This window comes from Pseudomonas sp. NFX224, from assembly GCF_048565165.1.
Classification (GTDB): domain Bacteria; phylum Pseudomonadota; class Gammaproteobacteria; order Pseudomonadales; family Pseudomonadaceae; genus Aquipseudomonas.
Window position 1 is genome coordinate 4,686,079 of sequence record NZ_CP183416.1, and the last position, 26,463, is coordinate 4,712,541.

Sequence of the window (26,463 nt, forward strand, 5' to 3'; positions counted from 1 at the left end):
GCATTTGAGAAACAGGGAGTTTGAACGGTGAATTCAATCACAGACACCGCATTGGCTTCGCTAGACCAGCCATTGAGCCAGGCCGGACGCCTGTTACAACTGACGACGCCTCAAGGGCAGGAGCTGTTCGCGCTGCGAGCCCATGCCCGGGAGCGGCTGGGTCGGGTGCCTCGCTATACGGTTGACGTAATCAACCAGGCGACGGTGTTCGACCCCGAGCAATTGATTGGTCAGGCGGTGCAACTGAGCATCAAGCTGGACGACGGCAGCTTGAGCCCCAGGCATGGCTGGGTGGAAAGCGTGCGCTACCTGGGAAGTGATGGCGGTCTGGACGATTGGCAACTGGTCTTCGCTCCCTGGTTCAGCCTGCTGGAATACCGTGTCGATTGCAGGATCTGGCAGGAGGTGAGCCTTCCCGACATCCTCGCCCAGGTGTTCCAGCACTACAGCCAGGCGCGTGGCGCATACCGCTTCGAACTGTCACGGGAATATCCGCTGCTGTCCTACGTCACCCAGTTCAACGAGACCGATGCCCATTTCGTGCAGCGCTGGTGCGAACAGGAAGGTTTGTTCTGGTACGTGGAACACGCGCTTGATAGCCACTGCATCGTCTTCACTGACAGCGCCATGTTTTTACCGACCTTGAACCCATCTGCCTTGCGTTTTCATACGCAACAGGCCGCTGACCGGCAAGACAGCATTACTCAATGGAGCCCCGGAGCCCGATTGCTCAATGGCCTGGTGCAATCAAGCAGCAGCGACTACCTCTGTCATGCCCGATCACAAATAACCCGAACCTCGGCGCTGCCTGCATCCTCGGCGCCACCAGACCTCGAGCATTATCAATACCGTGGGCAATATGCCTGGCAAAACCCGGACCGTGGCGACTGGCTGAGCCGAGTGCAGATCGAGCAGGACGAGTCGGCTGCCAGACGCATCCATGGGCGAGGTGGCGTGCGCCAGATGCAACCGGGTCATGGTTTCGAGCTGACCCAACATCCGTTGTATGAATACAAGGCGCCCAAGGAGCGCCAGTTCCTGATCATCGCGGTCGAGTTCTTTGCCCAGAGCAACCTGCCGGTCGGCACGCAGCGAGCAAGCCCGCCCGGTAGTCTGAAAGCGCTTTTCGAATCCGAGCAGCGTCAGTCGATGCACGAAGTGGATAACGCAGGCTTTTACCTGAACCGCTTTGAGACCCAGCGTCTGGATATTGCTTATCGCAGCCCTTTTGCCCATGCCAAACCGGCCAACCCCGGCCCGCAGACCGCCGTCGTCGTGGCCCCGGGCGGTCGCGAGGTCTTTACCGACAAGCTCAACCGTATCTGCGTACGCTTTCATTGGGACCGTCTGCTCAAGGATGGCGAACTGGGCTCATGCTGGCTGCGCATGATGCAGGCCAGCAGCGGCGAGGGTTGGGGCAGCGTGAACGTGCCGCGCTCGGGGGAAGAGGTCGTGGTGACGTTCCTCGACAACGACATCGACCGCCCCCTGGTGATGGGGCAGGTCTATGGCGGACACAAGCCCGCCTGGCACTCAAGCGGGTTGATGAGCGGTTACAAGAGCCAGGAGATAAAGGGACTTGGCTACAACCAATGGGTGATGGACGACTCCACCGGCCAGGTACGGACCCAGATCCACAGCAGCCACGGCCACAGCCAGTTGAACCTCGGTTATCTGATCGACCAGCAGGGCAATCAGCGTGGCGCCCTGCGGGGCACAGGTTTTGAGTTGCGCACCGATGCCTACGGTGCCCTGCGCGCGCAGCAGGGTTTGTATCTCAGCACCTGGCCACGCACCAAAGCGCAAGGCGGCCAGGTCGATGTCGAGGAAGCCCGGACGCAACTGACAAACGCCCAGGAGCGGGTCAAGGCATTGTCCGAGGCCGCTCGCCAGCACAATGCCCTGCCGATGCAGGGAAGTGTCGACAGCCTCGATCAACTTGATGCCGATACTCGGTTGGACTATGGCAGTGAGGGCCAACACCTCACCAGTACTCAACGACAACCCCGCAATGGCGGCGACACCGATGCGGCGATCAACAGTGGTGGCCGTGGCCGCACGGCCGGCTTTCACAAGCCGCTGTTGATCGCTTCAGCGCCTGCCGACATCGTCACCGCGACGCCGCAAAATACTCACGTTCACAGCGGCAAGCAGTTGACCTTGTCGAGTGGAGAAGACATCAACCTTGCCGGCGGCCAGTCATTGCTGGCCAGTGTTGCTCAAAGCATCAGCCTGTTCGCCAAGGCCGCGGGCGCCAGGCTGTTCGCGGCCAAAGGCAAGATCGAAATACAGGCACAGAGCGATGCCATCGAGCTCACCGCCCAGGACAGCGTGCGCATCACTTCGACCGGGCGTTCGGTCGAGATTGCCGCTCAGGATGAAATCCTGCTGACCTGCGGTGGCGCCTACATCCGCATCAAGGACGGCAACATCGACATCCATGCGCCCGGCACCGTTGATGTAAGGGGCGTGAAAAAGTCCTTCAGGGGCCCGGCACATCTCAACCGCGACAACCCGGCGTGGCCGACAGGCTCGGTCAGCCAAACGCTGACATTGGCGGTCGGGAAAAGCAGTGCCGCAGGTTTTCAGTCGTGGGAGGGCATGCCTTACACCCTCTTTGCCGATGGGCTTCAGGCCGCAAAAGGTGTCATGGACGCCAGTGGTCGGATTGCCGTCGACCACCACGTCACCACCCGCCGTTATCACATCGAACTGGCCAACGGCGTCAGTTACGAGGTGCCGGTGGGCGGCGATTACCTGGGAGAACCGGGCAATGCCGAGCGGGCCAACCAGGGTTTCCACCGTCATGAGCACCAGCCTCGACCGGGTGGTACACCGCTGGACAGTTCCAGTCGGTTCCGCCAGGCCTATGTCCAATTGAACACTGCAGAGCCGGAGGCTTGAAGATGACCACACCCACGATCACCGTCCCGATCGCCACGAGCAAGACCACCTCCTGCCAGCTCAACCTGCCGTGGTTCGTGCAGTGCACCGAATACGTCCCGGTGCCCGCCACCTTCGAGCCGCTGGTGAACGGCGAGCGCGCCTTCAGCTCGGTTTATGACGCCATCTGGGCCGCTAAAAGCAGCGTGGAAATCATCTGTTGGGGTTTTCAGCCGTCGATGTACTTCAAGCGCGGCGATACCGGTTCGCTGTGCATTGGGGATCTGTTGATCAAGAAAGCCCTTGAAGGCGTTCAAGTCCGAATCCTGTGCTGGTACGACACGTTGCGCCTCGCCCAGACTTCGGAAAACCCGACGCCCGGTGACAACGTCACCAACTGGTTCGGCAAGTACAAGCAGAACCGCAACGACGCACAAATCGAATATGACAAGAGGTGGTATCGCCAGATCCGGCTGGCCTATACGGGCGCCGAAACCGGCCCCATCGAGCTGGGCCAGCGTTTCTTTCGCCTGATGCGATGGGGTAACGATCCCTCTCTTGGCATCAAGAACATCGAATTCGTCACCCGCGACTTCGGCTTGCTGGATCGTGCAGAAATTGCCTGGCGCCTGACTTTGAAGGCACTGGACAAGGATCGCGACACGACCAACAAAGTCATGAGTTCGGTGGCGATGGTCGCCGAGCCGAGCCACCACCAGAAAATGGTGCTGGTGGACTACGAGCAACCGGAGGTCGCCGTCGGGTTCGTGATGGGGCACAACACGCTGGATGCCTATTGGGACAATGATGATCACAGCCACGTGCGACATCACGGGCAGTTCGGACGCAACGGCGAAACGCCCCGGCAGGATATTTCCAGCCGGGTGAGCGGTCCGGTGCTTGAGTTCTTGAACGACAACTTCTGTGCCGCCTGGAAAAAAGAAACCCGCGTCGACCTGCTCGGCCCTCGTCAACACTTCGCCGGACAACTGCGCGTGCGACCAGACTATGGCCCTCCCGTCATGGCGCAAATACTCAGGACCCAAAGCCAGGAAAACATCCGCGACATCGAGAAGGTCTACCTGAAGGCCGTCAACAACACGACCCGATTCATCTACATCGAGAACCAGTACTTTCGCTGGCCACCGCTGGCGGACAAGATCAAGAGCGTCGTGCAAAACCTTCTTAACGGGGGGCGCGATCTTGAAAAAGACGGGCCGCTGTACCTGTTCGTCGTGACCAACTCCTCCACCGAGGCCATGGGCGATGGCTCGGTCAATACTTTCCGTATGTTGAAGCAACTGGGCCGCCCGGAGCTGATGCCGGGTGTCGCCAAGGCCGAACGGCGCGACGGTCTAGAGGCCGAACTTGCCCAAGCCAGGCTGGCCGAGCGCCTGGCTTCCATCAATGCGCGCATTTTCAAGGATCAGCGCGATACCGAGCGTGACCCGGCGGCGGCTCGGTATTACGAAACCTTGAAAGACAAGCTGGAACGCGCACGCGCCAGGGTCGCGCAGCTTGAAAAAGAGTTTCCCCAGCAAGACCAGGCCGTCATATCCCCCACGGAAATTCCCGGCCTGAAAGTGCACATTTGTACCCTGGTGGCCCCAGATTCCCCGCCGGAAAACTGGATGGATGTGTATGTGCACAGCAAGTTGATGATTGTCGATGACGTGTTCACCACGTTGGGTTCCGCGAACATCAATACGCGCAGTATGCAGGTGGACAGTGAGTTGAATATTTGTATTGAAGATCCGGCGGTGACGAGGCCGTTGAGGGAGCATTTGTTTGGGGTGCATACGGGGGAAGAAACCATTGGGGCTGACATGGCTGAGATATTCAAAAAATGGACGGAAATTCTTAAAAAAAATAACACGCGAAGAATGCGCAGCCTACAAAGAGAAACTGTGAAGACTTCAACTTCGCCTGTTGCATCATTGGTTGAGTTTCTACAAGAGAGTCCTGACAGGAAAGATTGGGACTAAGTGATGAAAAAAATAGTACTTGCTTCATTGTTGTGTTTATCCATGTTGGCTTGTTCAAAAAAGGAAGAAGGGATGACCGAGTCCTCGCAGACGGATTTTGCCTACAGTAGGTTGAAATTTAAGTGTTTATATGAGCGTGATTCGTTACCGACGTTGAATCAGGATGCAGACATCCTCTATCGGTATGGCATTTACCTGGAAAAACGTAAAGCACAAAAGGATTACGATGAGATAGCCCGCTACTATCGTATCGCGGCTGCACACGATCATTACAAGTCCGCGACCAATCTGCAATTTCTGCTGTCAACCGGACAAGCCCGCGCTCCTGACGCCAGTAAAGAGGTCATCGATCTAGCCGAATACTATGTTTCTCTAGGCATTCCTGGGGCTTATTACGATATGGCGCATTACCTGGAGTTGGGTTATGGTGTAAAACAGGATGTCGCCGCCTCAAGAGCCTACTTTCGGCGTGCAGCCGACTTGGGGAACCCAGAGGCCCAATACTATATAGGTAGGCTTCTGACCTACGTGCCAAATACGGCCGATATCGTATTGGCAATGTACAAGTGTGCGATGGAGCAAGGTAATCGATTGGCAGCAAGAGACTACTCAAGTTACTCGCAAGACTCAGGATTTTATCAAGAGGCTTTGCAGGGCTACCAGACAGCTACCCGAAATGGTGACGATCTGAGTGCATATAGTCTCGCTAATGCATTCAAAGGACCGCCTGCTTCCAATGAACTAAACTATCTGGCTTTACAGCAAGATGACGAGCGCGTCGATCGATACAATAAAATCAGCGATTTCCTGACGCGACACGAACACCTCGGGGCAAAAATGCCCGATCTGGATGATATCGTCCCACTCCCACCTGCGACCCTCCCCGAGTGGGACGGTACCTTCCAATGGAAACGCGAGCGTGACTCGGCTGTACCCATCATTCCATCAGCAGAGCTCATCGAAAAACTCAGCGCCGAAAAGGGACTTGATCCCGCCACGGGCTTGCCGCTACCAAAACTCACCGGGAATACCTGACCGTTACCGTCGGGGTGCATCCGGTTTGGCAGTTCGGAGAGGTGAATCGATGATGGGTAACTCATTAATTATCGAGTGAAGTTATGCAAGGGTCTTCAATAAATAATCGGGTGGGGGCGACTAAGCTACTACTGGCATTGTTCAGCTTCTTGATGATCACGGCCTGTTCAAAAGAAGAAGAGCAGATGCCTGATGCCGCGTCGGTGGACTTTGCCTACAGTAGGCTCGAGTTTAAGTGCACATATGAGCGCGATTCGTTGCCTGTATTGAATCAGGATGTGGACGTCCTATACCTGTATAGCCTTTACCTAGAAAAGCGTAAAGGGCAGAAAGATTACGACGAGATCGCCCGCTATTATCGTATTGCGGCAGCTCACGATCATTACAAGGCCGCGACCAATCTGCAGTTCCTGTTGTCAACCGGACAAGCTCGCTCTCCTGACGCGAGTAAAGAAGTCATCGATCTGGCCGAACTTTATATTGCTCAAGGTATCCCGGGGGCTTATTACGACATGGCGCATTACCTGGAGTTGGGTTATGGCGTCAAACAGGATGTCCCGGCCTCCAGAGCCTATTTTCGGCGAGCGGCCGATTTGGGGAGTCCGGACGCTCAGTATTACATAGGCAGACTGCTGTCCTATGTACCCAATACGGCAAAAATCATGCTGGCGATGTACGAGTGTTCGATGGAGCAAGGCAACAGATTGGCGGGGAGAGAGTATGCAAGTTATTCGAAGGTCTTAGGTTTGTATCGAGAGTCCTTGGCAGGCTACCAACATGCGACTAGAAATGGTGACGCAAACAGTGCCGGAAATCTGGCGAGTGCCTTCGAAGGGCCTCCAGCCTCCGATCGGCTGTACTACCTAGCTGTTCAGCAAGATGACGAGCGCGCCGACCGATACAATAGAATCACCGACTTCCTGACGCGACACGAACACCTCGGAGCAAAAGTCCCTGATCTGGATGACATCGTCCCACTCCCACCTGCAACCCTCCCCGAGTGGGACGGTACCTTCCAATGGAAACGCGAGCGTGACTCGGCTGTACCCATCGTTCCTTCAGCAGAGTTGATCGAAAAACTCAGCGCCGAAAAGGGACTTGATCCCGCCACGGGGTTGCCGCTGCCAAAACCCACCGGGAATACCTGACCATTATCGTCGGGGTAGCGAGCTGGGCAGTTCGGAGGGCGTGAATAGATGGCAGGATTCATTAATTTTTGAGTGGGGTTATGCAGGGAAATTCAATAAATTATCGGGCGGGGGCGAGTAGGTTGCTGCTGGCATTGTTCAGTCTCTTGATGATCACGGCCTGCTCAAAAAAAGAAGAGCATATGTCTGATGCCGCGTCGGTAGACTTTGCCTACAGTAAGCTGGAATTCAAGTGCGTATATGAGCGCGATTCCTTGCCGGTGTTGAACCAGGATGCAGACGTTTTCTATCGGTATGGTCTTTACCTGGAAAAGCGTAAAGGGCAAAAGGATTACGACGAGATCGCCCGCTATTATCGTATCGCGGCTGCGCACGATCATTACAAGGCAGCGACCAATCTGCAATTTCTGCTGTCAACCGGACAAGCCCGCTCTCCTGACGCGAGTAAAGAGGTTATCGATCTAGCCGAATACTATGTTGCTCTAGGCATTCCTGGGGCTTATTACGATATGGCGCATTACTTGGAATTAGGTTATGGCGTCAAACAGGATGTCGCGGCCTCCAGAGCGTACTTTCGGCGGGCAGCTGACTTAGGGAGTCCGGACGCCCAGTATTACATAGGCAGGCTGCTGTCCTATGTACCCAATACAGCCGATATCATGCGGGCGATGTACAAGTGTGCGATGGAACAAGGTAATGGCGTAGCGGGAAGAAGATATTCGATTTACTTAAAAAACTCACGGCTTTATCAAGAGGCTTTGCAAGGCTTCCAATTAGCAATTCGCAATGGTGATGACAGCAGTGCCAGTCGACTGGCGAGTGCTTTCGAAGGACCGCCAGCGTCCGATGAATTGTACTATCTGGCTGTTCAGCAAGATGACGAGCGCGTCGATCGGTACAATAAGATCAGCGACTTCCTGACGCGACACGAACATCTGGGGGCAAAAATGCCCGATCTGGATGATATCGTCCCACTCCCACCCGCAACTCTCCCCGAGTGGGACGGTACCTTCCAATGGAAACGAGAGCGTGACTCGGCTGTACCCCTCATTCCCTCAGCAGAGCTGATCGAGAAACTCAGCGCCGAAAAGGGACTTGATCCCGTGACGGGGTTGCCGCTGCCAAAAACCGCCGGGAAGCTCTAATTAATGCTGTTCCTGCAATAACTGCACGTGATGGTCGTCATGGGCTGACCCAGTCCTGCGACTTGGTCCAGGCTTAGGAAACCTGTAGGAGCGAGCCTGCTCGCGATGGACGTTAACGATGACGTGGGTGTCCTGAAGAAACGCGGCGCTCATACCTCCATCGCGAGCAGGTTCGCTCCTACCTTTGCTCTGTGGTGCTCACACGACGTGTGTTCGTTGCTGATCTCTGCAGGAGCTGGCTTGTCAGCGACGCGTCCTGGAACCCTCAGTAGTCATCCCCGCGCTCAGTGACGTCTTTCTCTGCCATTAGCGCATCCGGATCCTGCCCCGCCGGAAACTTCCCTTTCAGATTCCACGCAAATGCAATGATCTCGGCGATCGTCCGATAAAGCTCTTCCGGAATGCTGTCCCCCAATTCCATCCGCGCCAATAATCTCACCAACTCCGCGTTCTCGTAGATCGGCACTTCATAGTCGCGGGCGATCCGCAGAATCTCTTCCGCCAGTTCTTCGTCGCCCTTGGCGGTGAGGGTCGGGGCGTGGGTGCCGTCGTATTTGAGGGCGATGGCCTGGCGAGGGGCGTTGGGGTTTTTCATGCGTTTTCGTCGACCCAGCGTTGTTCGAGGCGGGTTTGCGGGCCTTGGGGTGGTTTGCCGTGGTGGCAATCGAGATCGCCGACGTTCAGGCCTGAGGCGAGCATGCGTGCCCGCAATGACGCCAGATTGCTTTCGATCAGGCTGGCGGTGTACGGCCGTTCGGCCCACAGCTGACTGGACAGGCAGCCCTTGATCAACTGCGCCTGGACCTGCATCGGCCCCAACGGCTCCATGTCGAAGGCCAATTCGACCCGCCACAGTTGTGGTTTCGGTTCGCGCTCGTCGCGGCGCTCCTGGGCTTGTTCCTGGTCCGGCGCTTCTTCGCGCTGGAACTTGATCTGCAACGGCACGATGTCTTGCAGGTTGCGCATCGGCACTTCCAGTTGCCAGGTGCTCATCAAACGCCCGTCACTGGTGACGCCGGTCTGCTCCAGGCTCGACAGTTGATGGCTTTGCAGGCGCGAAACCGCCGCGGCGGCCAGGCGCAGCAGCTGTTCGAGATCGTCCTCTCCGTCGGCGCTTTGCAACAGGCGCTCGGGCAGCGGAAAACTGCTCGGCGACGGTTTGGCGCTGACCTGTCCGAGCATGCCCAGCGCATTGCGCACGAAACTGGGCATGGCCTGGGCCAGGGTGTTGGCGGCGATGATCGCGCTGAGAGGGGTGCTAGCGGGCAGTCCTGGTGTCAGTTGTGCGATCAGTTTGAGCAGATCGGCCTTCATGTCCGGGGCGAGCGTCGGGTTTTGCCCACTCAACAGTTTCGATTCGAGGAATGCACCGCTGCCGGCCAGTGCGAGTGCCAGACCTTTGGGTGTGCTCAGTTGTTGCACGTCCGGCAGGCCCGTGAGCAATTTGTCCACGGCCGCGCGCAGATCGCTGGAGGTCTGGTTCGAGGGTGGCAGGTTTTGCAGGAGTTTGAGCAAGCCGTCCAGCGAGCCCTGGCGGCTGGTCTGGCTGACCAGTTGCTGGGTCACGGCCAATTGTTCCTGACGGCTGCTGAGCGGTACGAACTTCAGTGTCTGCGTGTCCTGCACCTGCGCACTGAGCAAGGTGCCGATACGCAACGGTTGCGCGCTGTCGATGCTCAAGGTGCTGCCGCTGAGCGCGGTGTTGAGCAGGCTGACCATTGAACGAAACACCGTCGGCTGGCCCGGCACTTGCGGCAACACCTGAGAAGTCAGCACTTTGCCCTGCAGCAGCGTGCCGACCGGCAGTTGCGCGGTGTCGATGCGGGTGAGGGTGGCGACGCTGGAGGCGATGGCCTGTTGCACGGTGATGGCCAGATTACCCGCCGACGGCTGGGTGACGGCTACGCTGGTGCCTTGGGCCAATGGCTGGTTGCTGGTGGCCTGCACCGTGGTCTGGCGGCCGCTGTCGAGGGTGACCTTGAGCAACAGTTGAAACGTCTGATCCGCCTGCTTGAGCGACAGCACTTCGGCCTTGGCGGTCTGACCGGCGGTGATCAGCCCTTCGATCGGCGTCAACAGCTTGAGCAACTCGCCACTGACCGCCAGCGGACGGCTCGTCGCCGGGGTGGTCGGCGGTAGCGGGAGGATGTTCATTTCGCCTGTCATACGCGGTCACAACCTTGGGAAAATGCACGCTTGAGAGTAGGAGCTGGCATGTATAATGCCGCCCGGTTGTATACAGAGTGCACAAAACATTGCAATTATTTGACGCAGCTCGCTGGTTTGGGCCGCCAATACATTTATTCTGCATCTCTTTAACGGCCGCGCCAGAGCCGACTTGAACCGTATAAGGCCCGTGAACCCTTGACCAGTCCTGTCCTGCAAACCGTTGCCCTTGCCTGTGAGCGAGACCTTCGGCTGCTTTTCGAAAATCTCGATTTGAGACTGGCCAGTGGCGAAATGGTGCAGATCAGCGGCCCCAACGGCAGTGGCAAGACCAGCCTGTTGCGCCTGCTGTCGGGGCTGATGCATCCGACGGCCGGTGAGGTGTTGCTTAACGGCCAGCCGCTGAACGAGCAACGTACGGAGCTCGCGCGCAACCTGTTGTGGATTGGCCATGCCGCGGGGATCAAGGACTTGCTGACCCCGGAAGAGAACCTGAGCTGGCTCTGTGCCCTGCATCAACCGGCCTCCCATGAAGCGATCTGGCAGGCCTTGGCGGCGGTCGGATTGCGCGGTTTCGAAGACGTTCCCTGCCACACATTGTCTGCTGGCCAGCAGCGCCGCGTTGCCTTGGCACGCCTGTATCTGGACAGCCCGCCGCTGTGGATTCTCGATGAGCCGTTCACCGCCCTCGACAAGCAAGGCGTGGCACAACTCGAAGAACACCTGGCAGGGCACTGCGAACGCGGTGGCATGGTGGTGTTGACCACTCACCACACGCTGAGCCGGATGCCGGCCGGTTATCGCGACATTGATCTGGGGAAGTGGGCCGTATGAGTGTTTTCGGCCTGTTGGTCGCCCGTGAAGCCCGTCTGCTGTTCCGTCGTCCTGCGGAGTTGGCCAATCCACTCGTATTCTTCGCCATCGTGGTATCCCTGTTCCCGCTGGCGGTCGGTCCCGAGTCGCAATTGTTGCAAACCTTGTCCCCGGGACTGGTCTGGGTGGCAGCCCTTTTATCGGTTTTGCTCTCGCTGGACGGGCTTTTCCGCAGTGATTTCGAAGACGGATCACTGGAACAGTGGGTCCTTTCGCCGCACCCCCTGGCTCTTCTGGTTTTGGCCAAGGTGCTGGCACACTGGGCCTTTTCCGGCCTGGCACTGGTTTTGCTCGCACCGTTGCTGGCGTTGATGCTCGGTTTGCCTGCCGCCTGTCTGCCGGTGTTGCTGCTTTCGTTGTTGCTGGGTACACCGGTGCTGAGCCTGCTCGGTGCGGTGGGCGCGGCGCTGACGGTCGGTTTGAAGCGCGGTGGCCTGTTGCTGGCGTTGTTGATTCTGCCGTTGTACATCCCGGTGTTGATCCTCGGCAGTGGCGCCTTGCAGGCCGCCCTCCAGGGCATGCCGGCGACCGGTTATCTCCTGTGGCTTGGCAGCCTGACCGCCTTGGCGATAACCCTGACACCTTTTGCAATAGCGGCTGGCCTGAAGATCAGTGTCGGCGAATAATGAGGTCTGGTTGTTTTTTAACCAGTAAAGACCCTGGCTGGAGCGTGACAACGCACAGCAACCGTGATGGATACAGTAATGAACTGGACGTGGTTTCATAAGCTCGGCTCGCCCAAATGGTTTTATGGCATCAGCGGCAAAATGCTGCCATGGCTGAGCGTCGCGGCGTTGCTGCTGATCGGCGTTGGCGTGGTCTGGGGCCTGGCCTTCGCGCCGCCTGACTACCAGCAAGGCAACAGCTTCCGCATCATCTATATCCACGTTCCGGCCGCGATGCTGGCGCAGTCCATCTACGTGATGCTGGCGGTGTGCGGTGTCGTCGGCCTGGTGTGGAAAATGAAACTGGCCGACGTCGTCCTGCAATGCGCGGCGCCCATCGGTGCCTGGATGACCGCAGTGGCGCTGGTCACCGGGGCGATCTGGGGCAAACCGACCTGGGGCTCGTGGTGGGTCTGGGATGCACGCCTTACGTCCATGCTTATCCTGCTTTTCCTGTACTTCGGTCTCATTGCGCTGGGCAACGCCATCAGCAATCGTGACAGCGCGGCCAAGGCCTGCGCGGTGCTGGCGATTGTGGGCGTGATCAACATCCCGATCATCAAGTACTCGGTGGAGTGGTGGAATACGCTGCATCAGGGCGCGACCTTTACCCTCACCGAAAAACCGGCGATGCCTGCCGAAATGTGGCTGCCATTGTTGCTGACGGCGCTGGGGTTCTACTGTTTCTTCGGTGCGGTCCTGCTGCTGCGCATGCGCCTCGAAGTGCTCAAGCGTGAAGCGCGGGCCAGTTGGGTGAAAGCCGAAGTGGAAAACAGCCTGGAGGTCGTTCGATGAGTTTTGCTTCATTCGGCGATTTCCTCGCCATGGGCCATCATGGCCTGTATGTCTGGTCGGCCTATGGCATTTGCCTGGCGGTGCTGGCCCTCAACGTGGCGGCGCCGATCCTGGCCCGCAAGCGGTATCTGCAACAAGAGGCGCGTCGTCTGCGCCGGGAGAACGGCAAGTGAATCCGCTGCGTAAAAAGCGTCTTATCATCATTCTGGCGATTCTGGTCGGGGTCGGCGCTGCCGTAGGCCTGGCCCTGAGCGCCCTGCAGCAGAACATCAATCTGTTTTACACGCCGACCCAGATCGCTAACGGCGAGGCCCCGCAAGACACGCGCATCCGCGCCGGCGGCATGGTCGAGGCGGGTTCCTTACAGCGTTCCGGCGACTCGCTGGACGTGAAGTTCGTCGTTACCGACTTCAACAAATCCGTGACCATCACCTATCGCGGCATCCTTCCGGACCTGTTCCGCGAAGGGCAGGGCATTGTCGCTCTGGGCAAACTGAACGCCGATGGCGTGGTGGTGGCCGATGAAGTGCTGGCCAAGCACGACGAGAAGTACATGCCGCCGGAAGTGACCAAAGCGTTGAAAGACAGTGGTCAGTCCGCTCCAACACCCGCGAAGGAGGGTTGATCGATGACTTCCGGCATTTTCATTCCAGAGTTGGGCCATTTGGCCATGATTCTGGCGCTGTGTTTCGCGCTGGTGCAGGCCGTGGTGCCACTGGTCGGAGCCTGGCGCGGTGATCGCTTCTGGATGAGCCTGGCCCAGCCGGCCGCGTGGGGGCAGTTCGCGTTCTTGCTGTTCGCCTTCGGTTGCCTGACCTACGCCTTCATGGTCGACGATTTCTCCGTGGCCTACGTCGCCAACAACTCCAACAGCGCGTTGCCGTGGTACTACAAGTTCAGCGCCGTGTGGGGCGCGCACGAAGGTTCGTTGCTGCTGTGGGCGTTGATCCTCGGCGGCTGGACCTTCGCCGTGTCGGTGTTCTCGCGGCAGTTGCCGCAAGTCATGCTGGCCCGCGTGTTGGCGGTGATGGGCATGATCAGCACCGGTTTCCTGCTGTTCCTGATCCTCACGTCGAATCCGTTCAAACGCATCTTGCCGCAAATGCCGAGCGACGGCGCCGACCTCAACCCGTTGCTGCAAGACATCGGCCTGATCGTTCACCCGCCAATGTTGTACATGGGTTACGTCGGTTTCTCCGTGGCGTTTGCCTTCGCCATCGCGGCGTTGATGGGCGGTCGCCTCGATGCGGCGTGGGCGCGCTGGTCGCGTCCATGGACCATCGTAGCCTGGGCCTTCCTCGGCATCGGCATCACCCTTGGCTCGTGGTGGGCCTATTACGAACTCGGCTGGGGCGGCTGGTGGTTCTGGGACCCGGTGGAAAACGCCTCGTTCATGCCTTGGTTGGTGGGCACGGCGCTGATTCACTCGTTGGCGGTCACCGAAAAACGTGGCGTGTTCAAGAGCTGGACCGTGTTGCTGGCCATCGCCGCGTTCTCGTTGAGCTTGCTCGGCACCTTCCTCGTGCGTTCCGGCGTGCTGACGTCGGTTCACGCGTTTGCCTCCGATCCCGAGCGCGGCGTGTTCATCCTGATTTTCCTGCTGTTCGTGGTCGGTGGTTCGCTGACGCTGTTCGCTTTGCGCGCCCCGGTGGTCAAGAGCCAGGTCGGCTTCAACCTCTGGTCGCGGGAAACCCTGTTGCTGGGCAACAACCTGGTGCTGGTGGTGGCGGCGTCGATGATCCTGCTGGGCACTTTGTACCCGTTGATTCTCGATGCAATGACCGGCGCCAAGCTGTCGGTCGGCCCGCCATACTTCAACGCGCTGTTCATTCCGTTGATGGCGTTGTTGATGCTGGTGATGGCAGTCGGCGTGATCGTGCGCTGGAAAGACACGCCGGTGAAATGGCTGCTGGGCATGCTCACTCCGGTGTTACTCGGCAGTGCCGCGTTGGCCGTGGTGGCCGGCGTCGCTTATGGCGATTTCAACTGGGCAGTGATCGCGACCTTCATGCTCGCAGCCTGGGTGTTACTGGCCGGTGTGCGTGACATCTTCGACAAGACGCGCCACAAAGGCCTGATCAAAGGCCTGCCGACCCTGACCCGCAGTTACTGGGGCATGCAGGTTGCGCACTTGGGCATCGCGGTCTGCGCCCTCGGCGTGGTGCTGTCGAGCCAGAACAGTGCCGAGCGCGACCTGCGCCTGGCGCCGGGCGAGTCGATGGACCTGGGCGGCTACCAGTTCATCTTCGAAGGCGCCAAGCACTTCGAAGGCCCGAACTTCACCTCCGACAAGGGCACCGTACGGGTGATTCGCGATGGCAAGGAAGTCAGCGTGCTGCACCCGGAAAAACGCCTCTACACCGTGCAGAATTCGGTGATGACCGAGGCCGGGATCGACGCCGGTTTCACCCGTGACCTCTACGTCGCATTGGGCGAACCGCTGGGCGATGGCGCCTGGGCGGTGCGCGTGCACGTCAAACCGTTCGTGCGCTGGATCTGGTTCGGGGGCTTGCTCACCGGTCTGGGCGGATTGCTGGCAGCGCTGGATCGGCGTTATCGGGTCAAGGTGAAAAGCCGCGTGCGTGAAGCACTGGGCATGTCGGGAGCCACTGCATGAAGCGTTGGTTGATGTTGTTGCCACTGGCGATTTTTCTGGTGGTTGCCGTGTTCCTTTATCGCGGTCTGTACCTGGACCCCGCCGAGCTGCCGTCGGCAATGATCGGCAAGCCGTTCCCGGAGTTTTCCCTGCCGGCGGTGCAGGGCGACAAGACCCTGACCCGGGCCGACATCCTCGGTAAACCGGCACTGGTCAACGTCTGGGGCACCTGGTGCATTTCCTGCCGGGTCGAGCACCCGGTGTTGAACAAACTGGCCGAGAAGGGCGTGGTGATCTACGGCATCAACTACAAGGACGTCAACGCCGACGCCTTGAAGTGGCTGGCGGAATTCCACAACCCGTATCAACTGGATATCCGCGACGATGCCGGCACCCTGGGCCTGAACCTCGGTGTGTACGGCGCGCCGGAAACCTTCTTCATCGACGCCAAGGGCATCATCCGCGACAAATTCGTCGGTGTGATCGACGAGCAGGTCTGGCGCGAAAAACTGGCGGCCAAGTACCAGGCGCTGGTCGATGAGGCCAAGCCATGAAGCGCTGGCTAGCTGCCGTAGTGTTGGGTTTAAGCATGATCGGCGTGGCGCATGCCGCCATCGACACCTACGAGTTCGCCAAAGAGGGTGATCGCGAACGCTTTCGCGAGTTGACCAAGGAACTGCGCTGCCCCAAGTGCCAGAACCAGGACATCGCCGACTCTAATGCGCCGATTGCCGCCGACCTGCGCAAAGAGATTTTCCGCATGCTTGGCGAGGGCAAGGACAACCAGCAGATCATCGACTTCATGGTTGATCGCTACGGGGATTTCGTCCGCTACAAACCGGCCCTCAACGCCAAGACTGCGCTGCTCTGGTTCGGTCCCGCCGGCTTGCTGCTGGGTGGTTTTGTGATCATCGCGGTGATTGTCCGCCGTCGTCGCGTGCAACGCGCTGACACCCCGGACACGCTTTCTGCCGAGGAGCGCAAGCGCCTCGATCAACTGTTGGATAAAAACCAAGAATGATTGATTTCTGGCTCGCTGCAGGTCTGCTCCTTCTGGTGGCCCTGAGTTTTCTGTTGATCCCTGTTCTGCGCAATCGTCGCGCCCAGCTCGAAGAGGATCGTACTGCCCTGAACGTGGCGCTGTATCAGGAGCGCGTGGCTGAGCTTCAGTCTCAGCAGGAAGAAGGCGTACTCGATGCCGCGCAAATGGACGCCGGCCGCGCTGAGGCTGCCCGCGAATTGCTCGCTGACACCGAAGGCGTGGCCGCGCCACGCGTCACGCGTCTGGGCAAACCGGCGCCGTTGCTGGCGGCGATTCTGGTTCCGGTGTTGGGCCTGGGTTTGTACCTGCATTTCGGTGCCAGCGACAAAGTCGAGCTGACCCGGGAGTTCTCCCAGGCGCCACAGTCGATGGAAGAGATGACCCAGCGTCTGGAACGTGCGGTCGCGGCGCAACCGGACTCTGCCGAAGCGCTGTATTTCCTTGGTCGCACCTACATGACTCTGGATCGTCCGGCCGACGCGGCGAAGATCTTCGAGCGCACCGTCAACATCGCCGGTCGTCAACCTGAACTGTTGGGGCAGTGGGCGCAGGCCCAGTACTTCGCCGATGGCAAGAAATGGTCGGACAAGATTCAGGCGCTGACCGACGAAGCGCTGAAAGCCGATCCGAAAGAAGTCACCAGCCTCGGCTTGTTGGGCATCGCTGCATTCGAAGCCGAGCGTTACCAGGACGCCATCGATTACTGGAATCGTCTGCTGGAGCAGCTGCCGCCGGAAGACAAATCCCGAATCGCGCTGCAGGGCGGCATTACCCGTGCCAAGGAAAAACTGGTCGCCAGCGGCGGTCAGGTTGCCGAGGCTCCGGTGACCAAGGTTACTGCGCTGCTCAAGGTCCGGGTGGATCTGGCAGCGGATCTCAAAGCCAAGGTCCAGCCGGGTGACAGTGTGTTCATCTTCGCCCGCGCCACCAACGGTCCTCCCGCGCCGTTGGCCGCCAAGCGTTTGACCGTGGCTGACCTGCCGGCAACTGTTGAACTGGGCGATGCTGACGCGATGATGCCGCAGTTGAAACTGTCGAACTTTCCTGAAGTCCAACTGGTTGCGCGCATCTCCCGTGCAGGCAAACCAACGGCCGGCGAGTGGATCGGTCGTAGCGAGCCTCTGGCCAGCAGCACCACCGCGCCGCAAAAACTGACTATCGACAGCCCGGACAAATAACAGGAAGCACCGCCATGACCGCCATCGCTCGTATCACCCTGCTCAGTGTTGTTTTAGGGCTGAGCGCTTGTGCGGTCCAGCGCCCGCCGGTGGAGCAGCCGACGCCGCCACCGATTCCGCCGTCGCAGCCGAGTACCAAGCCTGCGCCGTCGACCGTACCGAGCAAGCCGTCCACTCCGGCCAAGCCTGCCAAGCCGCTGCCGCGGACCTCAGCCAGTTTCGCGCCGCCGCCTGGGGGTAATAGTCACTGGGATCCTAAATTGGGTGTCTATGTGCTGGATGACCAGCCGAATACCTTTTATCGCCAGCGGACTTATTACCGTTGGGATAATGGCTGGAGCCGGTCGATCAGTCCGAAGGGGCCTTGGGAGGAGACGGATATTCATGGGGTGCCTGGGGGATTGGGGCGGCAGTTCGGCCAGTGACACAAGAGGCGACCTTCGGGGTCGCCTTTTTTGTGGGTGCTGAATGGCGATGGCGGCCTTATAGCCGACCGGGATTTTTTATCGGGTACATATCCGTTCCTGCGGTAACGGCGGCTTAGGGTTTCGCCCTTACGGCGAGTCACTTTTTTTACAAGCGCCTAAAAAAAGTAACCAAAAAAACGCTCGCCCCTTACGTACGGCACCTCGCTAGAGCTCGGTGTTCCTTCGCTCCGGCATTCACCCGGGGGCATCGCCTCCGGTCTGCTTCGCGACGACCTCCTCTCGATGTGTGCGGCTTTGCCGCACGGCGCTGCGCGCCCACCCCCGGATGAACGCCTCCACTCAGCCTTCCGATGGGGCGGGTGGATCAAGATCAAAAGCTGCAGGCGAGCTAACGCTCGGCCTGTGGAGTGGTGAAGAGCTTGGGTGTACGCCGATCCATTGTAGGAGTGAGCCTGCTCGCGATGGCGGCCTGACAGCCGACCTGAATTCGCGGCTGCATCACGTCAAATGTAGGAGCTGCCGAAGGCTGCGATCTTTTGATCTCGCTTGTAAAAAACAAAATCAAAAGATCGCAGCCTCGTTGCACTCGACAGCTCCTACAGGGAAATGCGTACGAACTAACGACCAGGCCGGCCGGTAGGCCGCCTCGCTTTTGTTTTTGATCTTTTGCCCCTTCGGCAGGCCGAGCGTAGGTGTTCATCAGGGGGTTAGGCGCGTAGCGCCGTGCGGCGAAGCCGCACACATCGAGAGGAGGTCGTCGCGAAGCAGACCGTAGGCGATGCCCCCTGATGGACACCGTAGCGAGGGCAAACACCGAGCCTCAGCGAGGTGCCGTACGCCGGGGCAAAGCCTTTTGCTTACTTTTTGGTGTTTGAAAAAGTGAGTCGCTGTAAGAGCGAAACCGCCAGCGGCCGTTAGCGCAGAAATGGATATGTACTCGATCAAAAATCCCGGTCGGCTATAAGGCCGCCATCCCGAGCAGGCTCACTCCTGCAGGTTCATCCGCTCAACCTTTCACAAAACCTTCATCAAATAGTTATTCCAGTGACTTGTGCGAGTCATAGGGCTGACATGCCCGGTGCCTAAAGTTGGTTGAACTCCAATACAGCCACGGACGGCTGTTCAACCAGACAGAGAAGCCCATGAACGCTGCTATCCATGTCGATCATCTGAACAAGACCTTTGCGCGTAAAACCGCACTGGTCGACCTCGAACTGACCATCGCGGCCGGTGAGATGGTCGCGCTGATCGGCGCGTCCGGCTCCGGCAAGTCCACCTTGCTGCGCCACCTCGCGGGCCTGGCCTGTTGCGATAAAAACAACGGCGGCAGCGTCACGGTCCTGGGCCGCGAAGTGCAAGCCAGCGGACGACTCAATGGCAAGGTGCGTCGCCTGCGCGCCGACATCGGCTACATCTTTCAGCAGTTCAACCTGGTCAACCGCCTGAGCGTACTCGACAACGTGCTGCTCGGTTGCCTGGGGCGCATGCCCCGCTGGCGCGGCAATTTGAGCCTGTTCAACGCCGAAGAAAAACAGTTCGCGATGGAGTCCCTGGACCGTGTCGGCCTGGCCGATCTGGCGGCGCAGCGCGCTTCGACCCTGTCTGGCGGTCAGCAGCAACGCGTGGCGATTGCCCGGGCGTTGACCCAGAAGGCCGAGGTGATTCTGGCGGATGAGCCGATTGCCTCGCTCGACCCCGAGTCGGCGCGCAAGGTCATGGAAATCCTTGCCGACATCAACCGTCGCGACGGCAAGACCGTGGTGGTGACCCTGCATCAAGTCGATTACGCGACCCGCTATTGCCCGCGTGCCGTAGCGCTCAAGGGCGGACGCATCCATTTCGATGGTCGTGCTGCCGAGCTGAGCGGTCAGTTCCTCAACGATTTGTATGGTGCCGACATCGACACCAGCCTGATGTGCTCCGACCAGCTTCGCCCCGTCGAAGCCACGCCCCGCCTGGTCATGGCGCGCGCGTGACAACTCCCGAATTTTCCAACCGTTCACCCTCAGGAAACCCTTCCATGTTGAACCGTATCGGTCGTGTTTTTGCTGGCGCAGCACTGCTCGCCAGTTGCGTAATGGGCACCGCCCAGGCTGAAGAAAAAGCCATCAACTTCGGCATCATGTCCACCGAGTCCTCGCAGAACCTCAAGAGCATCTGGCAGCCGTTTCTGGATGACATGCACAAGCAAACCGGCCTGAAGATCAACGCCACGTTCGCCTCGGACTATGCCGGCCTGATCCAGGGCATGCGCTTCAACAAGGTCGACGTCGCCTGGCTGGGCAACAAGGCGGCCATTGAAGCCGTGGACCGTTCCAACGGTGAAATCTTCGCCCAGACCGCCGCCGCCAGCGGCGCCGCCGGTTACTGGAGCGTGTTGATCGCGCGCAAGGACAGCCCGATCAACTCGGTTGACGACATGCTGAAAAACGCCAAAAACCTGACCTTCGGTAACGGCGATCCGAACTCCACCTCCGGCTACCTGGTGCCGGGCTATTACGTGTTCGCCAAGAACCACGTCGATGCCGCCACTGCGTTCAAGCGCACGCTGAACTCCAGCCATGAAGTCAACGCGTTGAGCGTGGCCAAGGGGCAACTGGATGTCGCGACGTTCAACACCGAAAGTTGGGATCGCCTGGAAGTCACCCAGCCTGATAAAGCCGCGCTGCTGAAAGTGATCTGGAAGTCGCCGCTGATCCCCGCCGACCCGCTGGTGTGGAGCAAGGCACTGAGTGACAGCGAGAAAACCAAGATCCGCGATTTCATCTTCAGCTACGGCGACACCGACGAAGAGAAAGCGGTGCTCAAGGGTATGCAGTTGGGCAAGTTCCTGAAGTCCAGCGACGACCAGTTGCTGCCGATCCGTCAGCTCGAACTGTTCAAACAACGCACCACGATCAGCGCCGACACCAAGCTTGAAGCCGCTGACAAGGCCAAGAAACTGGCCGACATCGACGCCGAACTGGCCAAGCTGCAAGAGCGCATCACTTTGCTCGAGAAGAGCGACAAAAAGACCGCCAACGCCGGTTGATTCATGGCGCGGAAATGTGGGAGCGAGCCTGCTCGCGATGACGTCGGCACCTTCAACAGAGAGGTTGACTGATTCAGCGCCATCGCGAGCAGGCTCGCTCCCACAAGGTTTTGCATCAGGCATTAACGATGTGTCACGCCTCTTGAAACGTTTTTTAGAGAACCCTCATGACCACTCTGCACGCTGAAGCTGTCGGCAAGCGTACCTGGCCGCAGTACACCGGTTGGGGCCTGTTCCTGGTCCTGCTGGCCTGGGCCTGGCACGGCGCCGAAATGAATCCGATGGCGCTGTATCGCGACTCGGGAAACATGGCGACCTTCGCCGCGGACTTCTTCCCTCCGGACTTCCATGAATGGCGCTCGTACCTCAAGGAAATGATCGTCACCGTACAAATCGCCTTGTGGGGCACGGTGCTGGCGATTGTCTGCTCGGTGCCGCTGGGCATTCTCTGTTCGGAAAACATCACGCCTTGGTGGATTCACCAGCCGCTGCGCCGGGTGATGGATGCCTTCCGTTCGATCAACGAAATGGTCTTCGCGATGTTGTTTGTGGTGGCCGTCGGCCTGGGGCCGTTTGCCGGTGTTCTGGCACTGTGGATCAGCACCACCGGCGTACTCGCCAAGCTGTTCGCTGAGGCGGTGGAAGCGATTGATCCAGGCCCGGTCGAAGGCGTGCGCGCTACCGGTGCCAGTGCCTTGCAAGAGGTGATCTACGGCGTGATCCCGCAGGTGATGCCGCTATGGGTTTCGTATGCGCTCTACCGTTTTGAAGCCAACGTGCGCTCGGCGACGGTGGTGGGGATGGTCGGTGCAGGCGGGATCGGGGTGATTCTGTGGGAGAACATCCGCGCCTTTCAGTTCGTTCAGACCTGCGCCGTTCTGCTGGTGATCATCGTCGTCGTCAGCCTGATCGACATCCTCTCGCAACGTCTGCGCAAGCAGTTCATCTGATTTTCGGAGGGGTGCCTGCGGGCGCTTTTTTAAAGCATGCAGTTGTCTAGACAAGATGAGCCGGTGTACCGCGAACTCGCCGACATCCTGCGTCGTGAGCTGGGTGACTACCGCGCCGGAGACTTCCTGCCGGCAGAGGTGCAGTTGGCCGAACGCTTCGGCGTCAACCGCCACACCTTGCGCCGCGCCATCGATGAGCTGGTGTTCGAGGGCAGCCTGTTGCGCCGTCAGGGCAAAGGCACGCAAGTGCTGGAACGCCCTCTGATCTATCCGATGGCTGCCGACAGCGCCTACAGCCAATCGCTGTCAGCCCAGGGACATGGCGTCGAGGCGGTGCTGCTCAAGCGTCGCTACTGCTTTGCCAGCCGTGAAGAGGCGCAGTACCTCGGTATCGCCGAGATGGCGCCAATGATCGAATTGCAAACCTTGCGCAAGCTCGACAACCAGCCAGTCAGCCTGATCCGTCACCGCTACTGCGCCAGTCATGCGCCGTTGTTGGCGGATTACAACGGCGGCTCGTTGCGCCAGTACCTCAGCGAGCGGGACATGCCGCTGACCCGCACCCAGAGCCTGATCGGCGCCCGTTTGCCCAACCGCGAAGAAGCCGCGCTTTTGATGATGCCCCGGCATTTGCCAGCGCTGAGTGTGTTCACCCTTTCCCGCGATCGCGATGGCCGTGCGGTGGAGCTGGCCCAGTCCACCAGCCGTTCGGATCGCTTCCAGTACCAGGTCGTTACCTGATGGAGAACGCCATGCAAAACCCTGTTCCTCACACTGAGCGGCAGCACTGGATCGGCGTGCTGGCCCGCGCTCGTCGCAGTGAATTGCAGCCCTTCGAAGATGCACTGCGCGACATCGAATACCAACTGATCCGCGCTCCGGAAATCGGCATGACCCTGGTTCGCGGTCGCATGGGCGGCAACGGTGCGCCGTTCAACGTCGGCGAAATGAGCGTGACCCGTTGCGTAGTGCGCCTGGCCGATGGCCGCACCGGCTACAGCTACCTGGCGGGCCGTGACAAGGTCCACGCCGAACTCGCCGCGCTGGCTGATGCGCATCTGCAAGGCGCGCAACAGCGTCACTGGCTGGCGGAAATGATCACGCCACTGGCAGCAACCCAGGCCGAACGCCGAGCGCAGAAAGAGGCGGAAACCGCCGCCACCAAAGTCGAATTCTTCACCCTCGTGCGAGGAGAAAACTGATGAGCGCACAGCTGTTGCAACCGGCGTTCGCCGACCCGGTGCTGGATGCCCAGCGCGGGTTTCGCGCGGCAATGAAAGCCTTGGCCGGTCCCGGTCTGATCCAGACATTGCAACCGACTCCGAGCCTCGAAGGATTGGAATCGGCGACCTATGCACTGTGCCTGGCACTGCTGGATGCCGACACGCCGCTGTGGCTGGCGCCGTCCTTCGACACGCCGCTCATCCGCGCCAACCTGGCATTTCACTGTGGCTGCCCACTGACCGCCAAGCGTGCAGACGCGCGGTTTGCCTTGCTTGCGGCCGACGATCTGCTCGACCTGAGCGGCTTCGATCATGGCAACGATCGCTACCCGGACCAATCCTGCACCTTGCTCGTCCAACTGCAGAATCTCGACGGCGGGGCAGGGCTGAAGTGGCGCGGACCGGGGATTGAAACCGAACACGTCGTGGCGCTCCCCGTGGCCGATGGCTTCTGGCGCGAACGTGAACGCCGCAACGAATTCCCCCGGGGCCTGGACCTGTTTTTCGCTGCCGGCCATGACCTGATCGGTTTGCCGCGCAGCACCCGCATCACAGAGGAGCGTGCCTGATGTACGTAGCCGTCAAGGGTGGCGAACAGGCCATCGACAATGCCCACCGTCTGCTGGCGAAAAAGCGCCGGGGCGATACCTCGGTCACTGAGCTGAGCGTCGAGCAGATCCGTCAGCAACTGCCGCTGGCGGTGGCGCGGGTGATGAGCGAGGGCTCGCTGTACGACGAAGAGCTGGCCGCGCTGGCGATCAAGCAAGCGGCGGGGGATCTGGTCGAGGCGATTTTCCTGCTGCGTGCCTACCGCACCACCTTGCCGCGCTTCAGCCCGAGCCTGCCGATCGATACACAGAACATGCAGCTCAGCCGACGCTTGTCCGCCACGTTCAAAGACGTGCCCGGCGGGCAACTGCTGGGACCGACCTTCGATTACACCCATCGTCTGCTGGACTTCGCGCTGCTCGCCGAAGGTGAATATCCGGGCCCGCAAACCACCCCGGATGCCAGTCTTGAACCGTGCCCTCGCGTCCTCGGGTTACTGGCCAGGGAAGGCTTGATCAAGAACGAATCCGACAACGGCGAAGCGGTGGCGGACATCACCCGCGATCCGCTGGAATTGCCGGCCAATCGCGCCCAGCGCCTGCAAGCCCTGGCCCGTGGCGACGAAGGTTTCCTGTTGGCGCTGGGCTACTCGACCCAACGCGGTTATGGCCGCAACCATCCGTTCGCCGGGGAAATTCGTATCGGTGAAGTCGAGGTGTGGATCGACCCTGAAGAGCTGGGGTTTGCGATCAACCTGGGCAGCATCGAAGTCACCGAGTGCGAAATGGTCAACCAGTTCGTCGGCTCGGCCACGGAGCTGGCGCAGTTCACTCGCGGTTATGGCCTGGCCTTCGGGCATGCCGAGCGCAAGGCCATGGGCATGGCGCTGGTCGACCGTGCGTTGCGCGCCGACGAGTACAACGAAGAGATCGTGTCCCCGGCGCAGCAGGAGGAATTCGTGCTGATGCACTGCGACAACGTCGAAGCCTCCGGTTTTGTCTCGCACCTCAAGTTACCTCACTACGTGGACTTCCAGGCCGAACTGGAACTGATCCGCAAACTGCGCAAGCCTGCCGAGGGCATCAACCATGAATGACCTGACTCAAGCGCCGGTCCGCGATGCGGCGTACAACTTCGCCTACCTCGATGAACAGACCAAACGCATGATCCGCCGCGCCTTGCTCAAGGCTGTGGCGATCCCCGGTTACCAGGTGCCGTTTGGTGGACGCGAGATGCCGCTGCCTTACGGCTGGGGCACCGGCGGCATGCAGTTGACCGCCGCGATTCTGGGCGACGATGACGTGCTCAAGGTCATCGACCAGGGCGCGGACGATACCACCAACGCCGTGTCGATCCGCCGTTTCTTCGCCCGCACCGCTGGCGTCGCAACCACCGAAAGCACCCCGGACGCGACGGTGATCCAGACCCGTCACCGCATCCCCGAGACGCCGCTGCACGCCGACCAGATCATGGTCTATCAAGTGCCGATTCCCGAGCCGCTGCGCTTTATTGAACCGTCGGAAACCGAGACCCGAACCATGCACGCCCTCAACGATTACGGGGTCATGCACGTCAAGCTCTACGAAGACATCGCCACCTTCGGCCACATCGCCACGGCTTACGCTTACCCGGTGATGGTCGACGAGCGTTACGTGATGGACCCGTCGCCGATCCCGAAATTCGACAACCCGAAACTCGACATGAGCCCGGCGCTGATGCTGTTCGGTGCGGGTCGCGAAAAGCGTCTGTACGCGGTGCCGCCGTACACCAAAGTCACCAGCCTCGATTTCGAGGATCACCCCTTCCAAGCGCAGAAATGGGAAGAGTGCTGCGCCATCTGCGGCAGCCGTGAATCGTTCCTCGACGAGTTGATCCTCGACGACGCCGGCACCCAGAGCTTTGTCTGTTCCGACACCTATTACTGCGCCCAGCGCGTCAGCCAGCAGGAGCAGGGCCAATGAACCAGGCGCTGAAAAACGATCTGTCCGTGTCCACTGAACCCTTGCTGCAAGTGCGTGACCTGTCGTTGTTGTACGGTCCGGAAAAGGGCTGTCAGGACGTCAGCTTCGATTTGTACCCCGGTGAAGTATTGGGGATTGTCGGTGAGTCCGGCTCGGGTAAATCGACCTTGCTTTCGCTGCTCAGCGGACGCCTGCCACCGCAGAACGGCCGCATCGGCTACCGCGACAAACAGAACCAATGGCTGGACCTGTACAGCGCCAGTGAAGCCGAGCGCCGCACGTTGCTGCGCACCGAGTGGGGCTTCGTCGAACAGAACCCGCGGGACGGTTTGCGCATGGGCGTGTCTGCCGGTGCCAACATCGGTGAGCGCCTGATGGCCCAGGGCGTGCGCAACTATCAGCAGTTGCGCGGGGCCGGGCTCGACTGGTTGAGCCAGGTGGAAATCGACCCGCAACGCATCGATGACCTGCCTCGGACCTTCTCCGGCGGCATGCAGCAGCGCCTGCAAATCGCCCGCAACCTGGTGTCGAGCCCGCGTCTGGTGTTCATGGACGAACCGACCGGTGGCCTCGATGTGTCGGTGCAGGCGCGTTTGCTCGACCTGTTGCGCGGCTTGGTGCGGGAGCTGGACTTGGCGGTGGTGATCGTCACCCACGACCTGGCGGTGGCGCGGTTGCTGGCCGACCGCTTGATGGTGATGCGCCGTTCGCGGGTGGTGGAAACCGGCCTGACCGACCAGATCCTCGACGATCCGCAGCACCCTTATTCGCAACTGCTGGTGTCTTCGGTGTTGCAGCCGTGAAGCCCCG

General features: G+C 59.8%; 25 protein-coding genes and 1 pseudogene. 24 read left to right on the forward strand and 2 right to left on the reverse strand.

Annotation, left to right across the window (positions count from 1 at the left end):
* Positions 1-27: 27 nt before the first annotated feature.
* The 5 genes from ACNYC6_RS21450 to ACNYC6_RS21470 all read left to right on the forward strand — a co-directional run bounded on the left by ACNYC6_RS21450 (position 28) and on the right by ACNYC6_RS21470 (position 8,196).
* Positions 28-2,904: a type VI secretion system Vgr family protein gene (locus ACNYC6_RS21450; RefSeq protein ID WP_419709048.1), complete on the forward strand. Its 2,877-nt coding sequence runs from the start codon at positions 28-30 to the stop codon at positions 2,902-2,904.
* A 2-nt stretch (positions 2,905-2,906) separates the two neighbouring features.
* Entirely contained in the window at positions 2,907-4,868 is a 1,962-nt protein-coding gene (locus tag ACNYC6_RS21455) for a phospholipase D-like domain-containing protein (RefSeq protein ID WP_419709049.1), read from the forward strand.
* Between the two features lie 3 nt (positions 4,869-4,871).
* A complete protein-coding gene (locus tag ACNYC6_RS21460; RefSeq protein WP_419709050.1) occupies positions 4,872-5,903 on the forward strand; it encodes a DUF6396 domain-containing protein in 1,032 nt (343 codons plus the stop codon).
* 83 nt (positions 5,904-5,986) lie between these two features.
* Positions 5,987-7,051 (forward strand): DUF6396 domain-containing protein, encoded by a 1,065-nt coding sequence (locus ACNYC6_RS21465; protein ID WP_419709051.1) that lies wholly within the window; start codon positions 5,987-5,989, stop codon positions 7,049-7,051.
* Between the two features lie 80 nt (positions 7,052-7,131).
* Positions 7,132-8,196 (forward strand): DUF6396 domain-containing protein, encoded by a 1,065-nt coding sequence (locus ACNYC6_RS21470; RefSeq protein WP_419709052.1) that lies wholly within the window; start codon positions 7,132-7,134, stop codon positions 8,194-8,196.
* A 265-nt stretch (positions 8,197-8,461) separates the two neighbouring features.
* Here the strand turns inward: ACNYC6_RS21470 and ACNYC6_RS21475 are convergent, their stop codons facing one another.
* Together ACNYC6_RS21475 and ACNYC6_RS21480 are read right to left on the reverse strand one after the other, a co-directional pair.
* A complete protein-coding gene (locus ACNYC6_RS21475) occupies positions 8,462-8,791 on the reverse strand; it encodes an EscU/YscU/HrcU family type III secretion system export apparatus switch protein (protein WP_419709053.1) in 330 nt (109 codons plus the stop codon).
* Positions 8,788-10,362, reverse strand: coding sequence for a flagellar hook-length control protein FliK (locus tag ACNYC6_RS21480; RefSeq protein WP_419709054.1), 1,575 nt, complete (start codon positions 10,360-10,362; stop codon positions 8,788-8,790). The genes ACNYC6_RS21475 and ACNYC6_RS21480 overlap by 4 nt, the downstream gene beginning before the upstream one ends.
* Before the next feature lie 198 nt (positions 10,363-10,560).
* On the opposite strand from ACNYC6_RS21480, the gene ccmA reads away from it, so the two are divergent.
* The 19 genes and pseudogenes from ccmA to phnK all read left to right on the forward strand — a co-directional run bounded on the left by ccmA (position 10,561) and on the right by phnK (position 26,456).
* A complete protein-coding gene (gene ccmA / locus ACNYC6_RS21485; protein ID WP_419709055.1) occupies positions 10,561-11,196 on the forward strand; it encodes a cytochrome c biogenesis heme-transporting ATPase CcmA in 636 nt (211 codons plus the stop codon).
* Positions 11,193-11,861 carry a heme exporter protein CcmB gene (gene ccmB / locus ACNYC6_RS21490; protein ID WP_007980754.1) on the forward strand — a complete coding sequence of 223 codons (669 nt, stop codon included), beginning with the start codon at positions 11,193-11,195 and terminating at the stop codon, positions 11,859-11,861. Before ccmA ends, ccmB begins: the two co-directional genes overlap by 4 nt.
* Positions 11,862-11,939: 78 nt before the next feature.
* Positions 11,940-12,695 carry a heme ABC transporter permease gene (locus ACNYC6_RS21495; RefSeq protein ID WP_419709056.1) on the forward strand — a complete coding sequence of 252 codons (756 nt, stop codon included), beginning with the start codon at positions 11,940-11,942 and terminating at the stop codon, positions 12,693-12,695.
* Entirely contained in the window at positions 12,692-12,868 is a 177-nt protein-coding gene (ccmD, locus tag ACNYC6_RS21500; protein ID WP_008055370.1) for a heme exporter protein CcmD, read from the forward strand. The genes ACNYC6_RS21495 and ccmD overlap by 4 nt, the downstream gene beginning before the upstream one ends.
* Positions 12,865-13,320 carry a cytochrome c maturation protein CcmE gene (gene ccmE, locus ACNYC6_RS21505; RefSeq protein WP_008052305.1) on the forward strand — a complete coding sequence of 152 codons (456 nt, stop codon included), beginning with the start codon at positions 12,865-12,867 and terminating at the stop codon, positions 13,318-13,320. Before ccmD ends, ccmE begins: the two co-directional genes overlap by 4 nt.
* Positions 13,321-13,323: 3 nt before the next feature.
* Entirely contained in the window at positions 13,324-15,312 is a 1,989-nt protein-coding gene (locus tag ACNYC6_RS21510) for a heme lyase CcmF/NrfE family subunit (protein ID WP_419709057.1), read from the forward strand.
* Positions 15,309-15,845, forward strand: a complete 537-nt coding sequence (locus ACNYC6_RS21515) for a DsbE family thiol:disulfide interchange protein (RefSeq protein ID WP_338582361.1) — start codon at positions 15,309-15,311, stop codon at positions 15,843-15,845. The genes ACNYC6_RS21510 and ACNYC6_RS21515 overlap by 4 nt, the downstream gene beginning before the upstream one ends.
* Entirely contained in the window at positions 15,842-16,312 is a 471-nt protein-coding gene (locus tag ACNYC6_RS21520; RefSeq protein ID WP_419709058.1) for a cytochrome c-type biogenesis protein, read from the forward strand. The genes ACNYC6_RS21515 and ACNYC6_RS21520 overlap by 4 nt, the downstream gene beginning before the upstream one ends.
* Entirely contained in the window at positions 16,309-17,511 is a 1,203-nt protein-coding gene (ccmI, locus tag ACNYC6_RS21525) for a c-type cytochrome biogenesis protein CcmI (RefSeq protein ID WP_419709059.1), read from the forward strand. Before ACNYC6_RS21520 ends, ccmI begins: the two co-directional genes overlap by 4 nt.
* Before the next feature lie 14 nt (positions 17,512-17,525).
* Positions 17,526-17,936 (forward strand): hypothetical protein, encoded by a 411-nt coding sequence (locus ACNYC6_RS21530; protein ID WP_419709060.1) that lies wholly within the window; start codon positions 17,526-17,528, stop codon positions 17,934-17,936.
* A 1,145-nt stretch (positions 17,937-19,081) separates the two neighbouring features.
* A complete protein-coding gene (gene phnC / locus ACNYC6_RS21535; protein WP_419709061.1) occupies positions 19,082-19,915 on the forward strand; it encodes a phosphonate ABC transporter ATP-binding protein in 834 nt (277 codons plus the stop codon).
* Between the two features lie 44 nt (positions 19,916-19,959).
* The gene (gene phnD, locus ACNYC6_RS21540) at positions 19,960-20,970 is read left to right on the forward strand and encodes a phosphonate ABC transporter substrate-binding protein (RefSeq protein WP_419709062.1); all 1,011 of its coding nucleotides are present in this window, start codon (positions 19,960-19,962) and stop codon (positions 20,968-20,970) included.
* A 167-nt stretch (positions 20,971-21,137) separates the two neighbouring features.
* Complete coding sequence (gene phnE / locus ACNYC6_RS21545) at positions 21,138-21,920, forward strand: phosphonate ABC transporter, permease protein PhnE (RefSeq protein WP_419709063.1); 783 nt, start codon at positions 21,138-21,140, stop codon at positions 21,918-21,920.
* Positions 21,921-21,956: 36 nt separating this feature from the next.
* On the forward strand, positions 21,957-22,661 hold the full coding sequence (gene phnF, locus ACNYC6_RS21550; protein ID WP_419709064.1) for a phosphonate metabolism transcriptional regulator PhnF: 705 nt from the start codon (positions 21,957-21,959) through the stop codon (positions 22,659-22,661).
* 11 nt (positions 22,662-22,672) lie between these two features.
* Complete coding sequence (phnG, locus tag ACNYC6_RS21555; protein WP_419709065.1) at positions 22,673-23,122, forward strand: phosphonate C-P lyase system protein PhnG; 450 nt, start codon at positions 22,673-22,675, stop codon at positions 23,120-23,122.
* A complete protein-coding gene (gene phnH / locus ACNYC6_RS21560) occupies positions 23,122-23,712 on the forward strand; it encodes a phosphonate C-P lyase system protein PhnH (protein ID WP_419709066.1) in 591 nt (196 codons plus the stop codon). The genes phnG and phnH overlap by 1 nt, the downstream gene beginning before the upstream one ends.
* Positions 23,712-24,788 (forward strand): carbon-phosphorus lyase complex subunit PhnI, encoded by a 1,077-nt coding sequence (locus tag ACNYC6_RS21565; RefSeq protein ID WP_419709067.1) that lies wholly within the window; start codon positions 23,712-23,714, stop codon positions 24,786-24,788. Before phnH ends, ACNYC6_RS21565 begins: the two co-directional genes overlap by 1 nt.
* Positions 24,789-25,653 (forward strand): annotated as a pseudogene (locus ACNYC6_RS21570) (alpha-D-ribose 1-methylphosphonate 5-phosphate C-P-lyase PhnJ); the annotation flags it as partial.
* Positions 25,650-26,456, forward strand: a complete 807-nt coding sequence (gene phnK / locus ACNYC6_RS21575) for a phosphonate C-P lyase system protein PhnK (protein WP_419709068.1) — start codon at positions 25,650-25,652, stop codon at positions 26,454-26,456. The pseudogene ACNYC6_RS21570 and the gene phnK, both read left to right, overlap by 4 nt.
* Positions 26,457-26,463 lie beyond the last annotated feature (7 nt).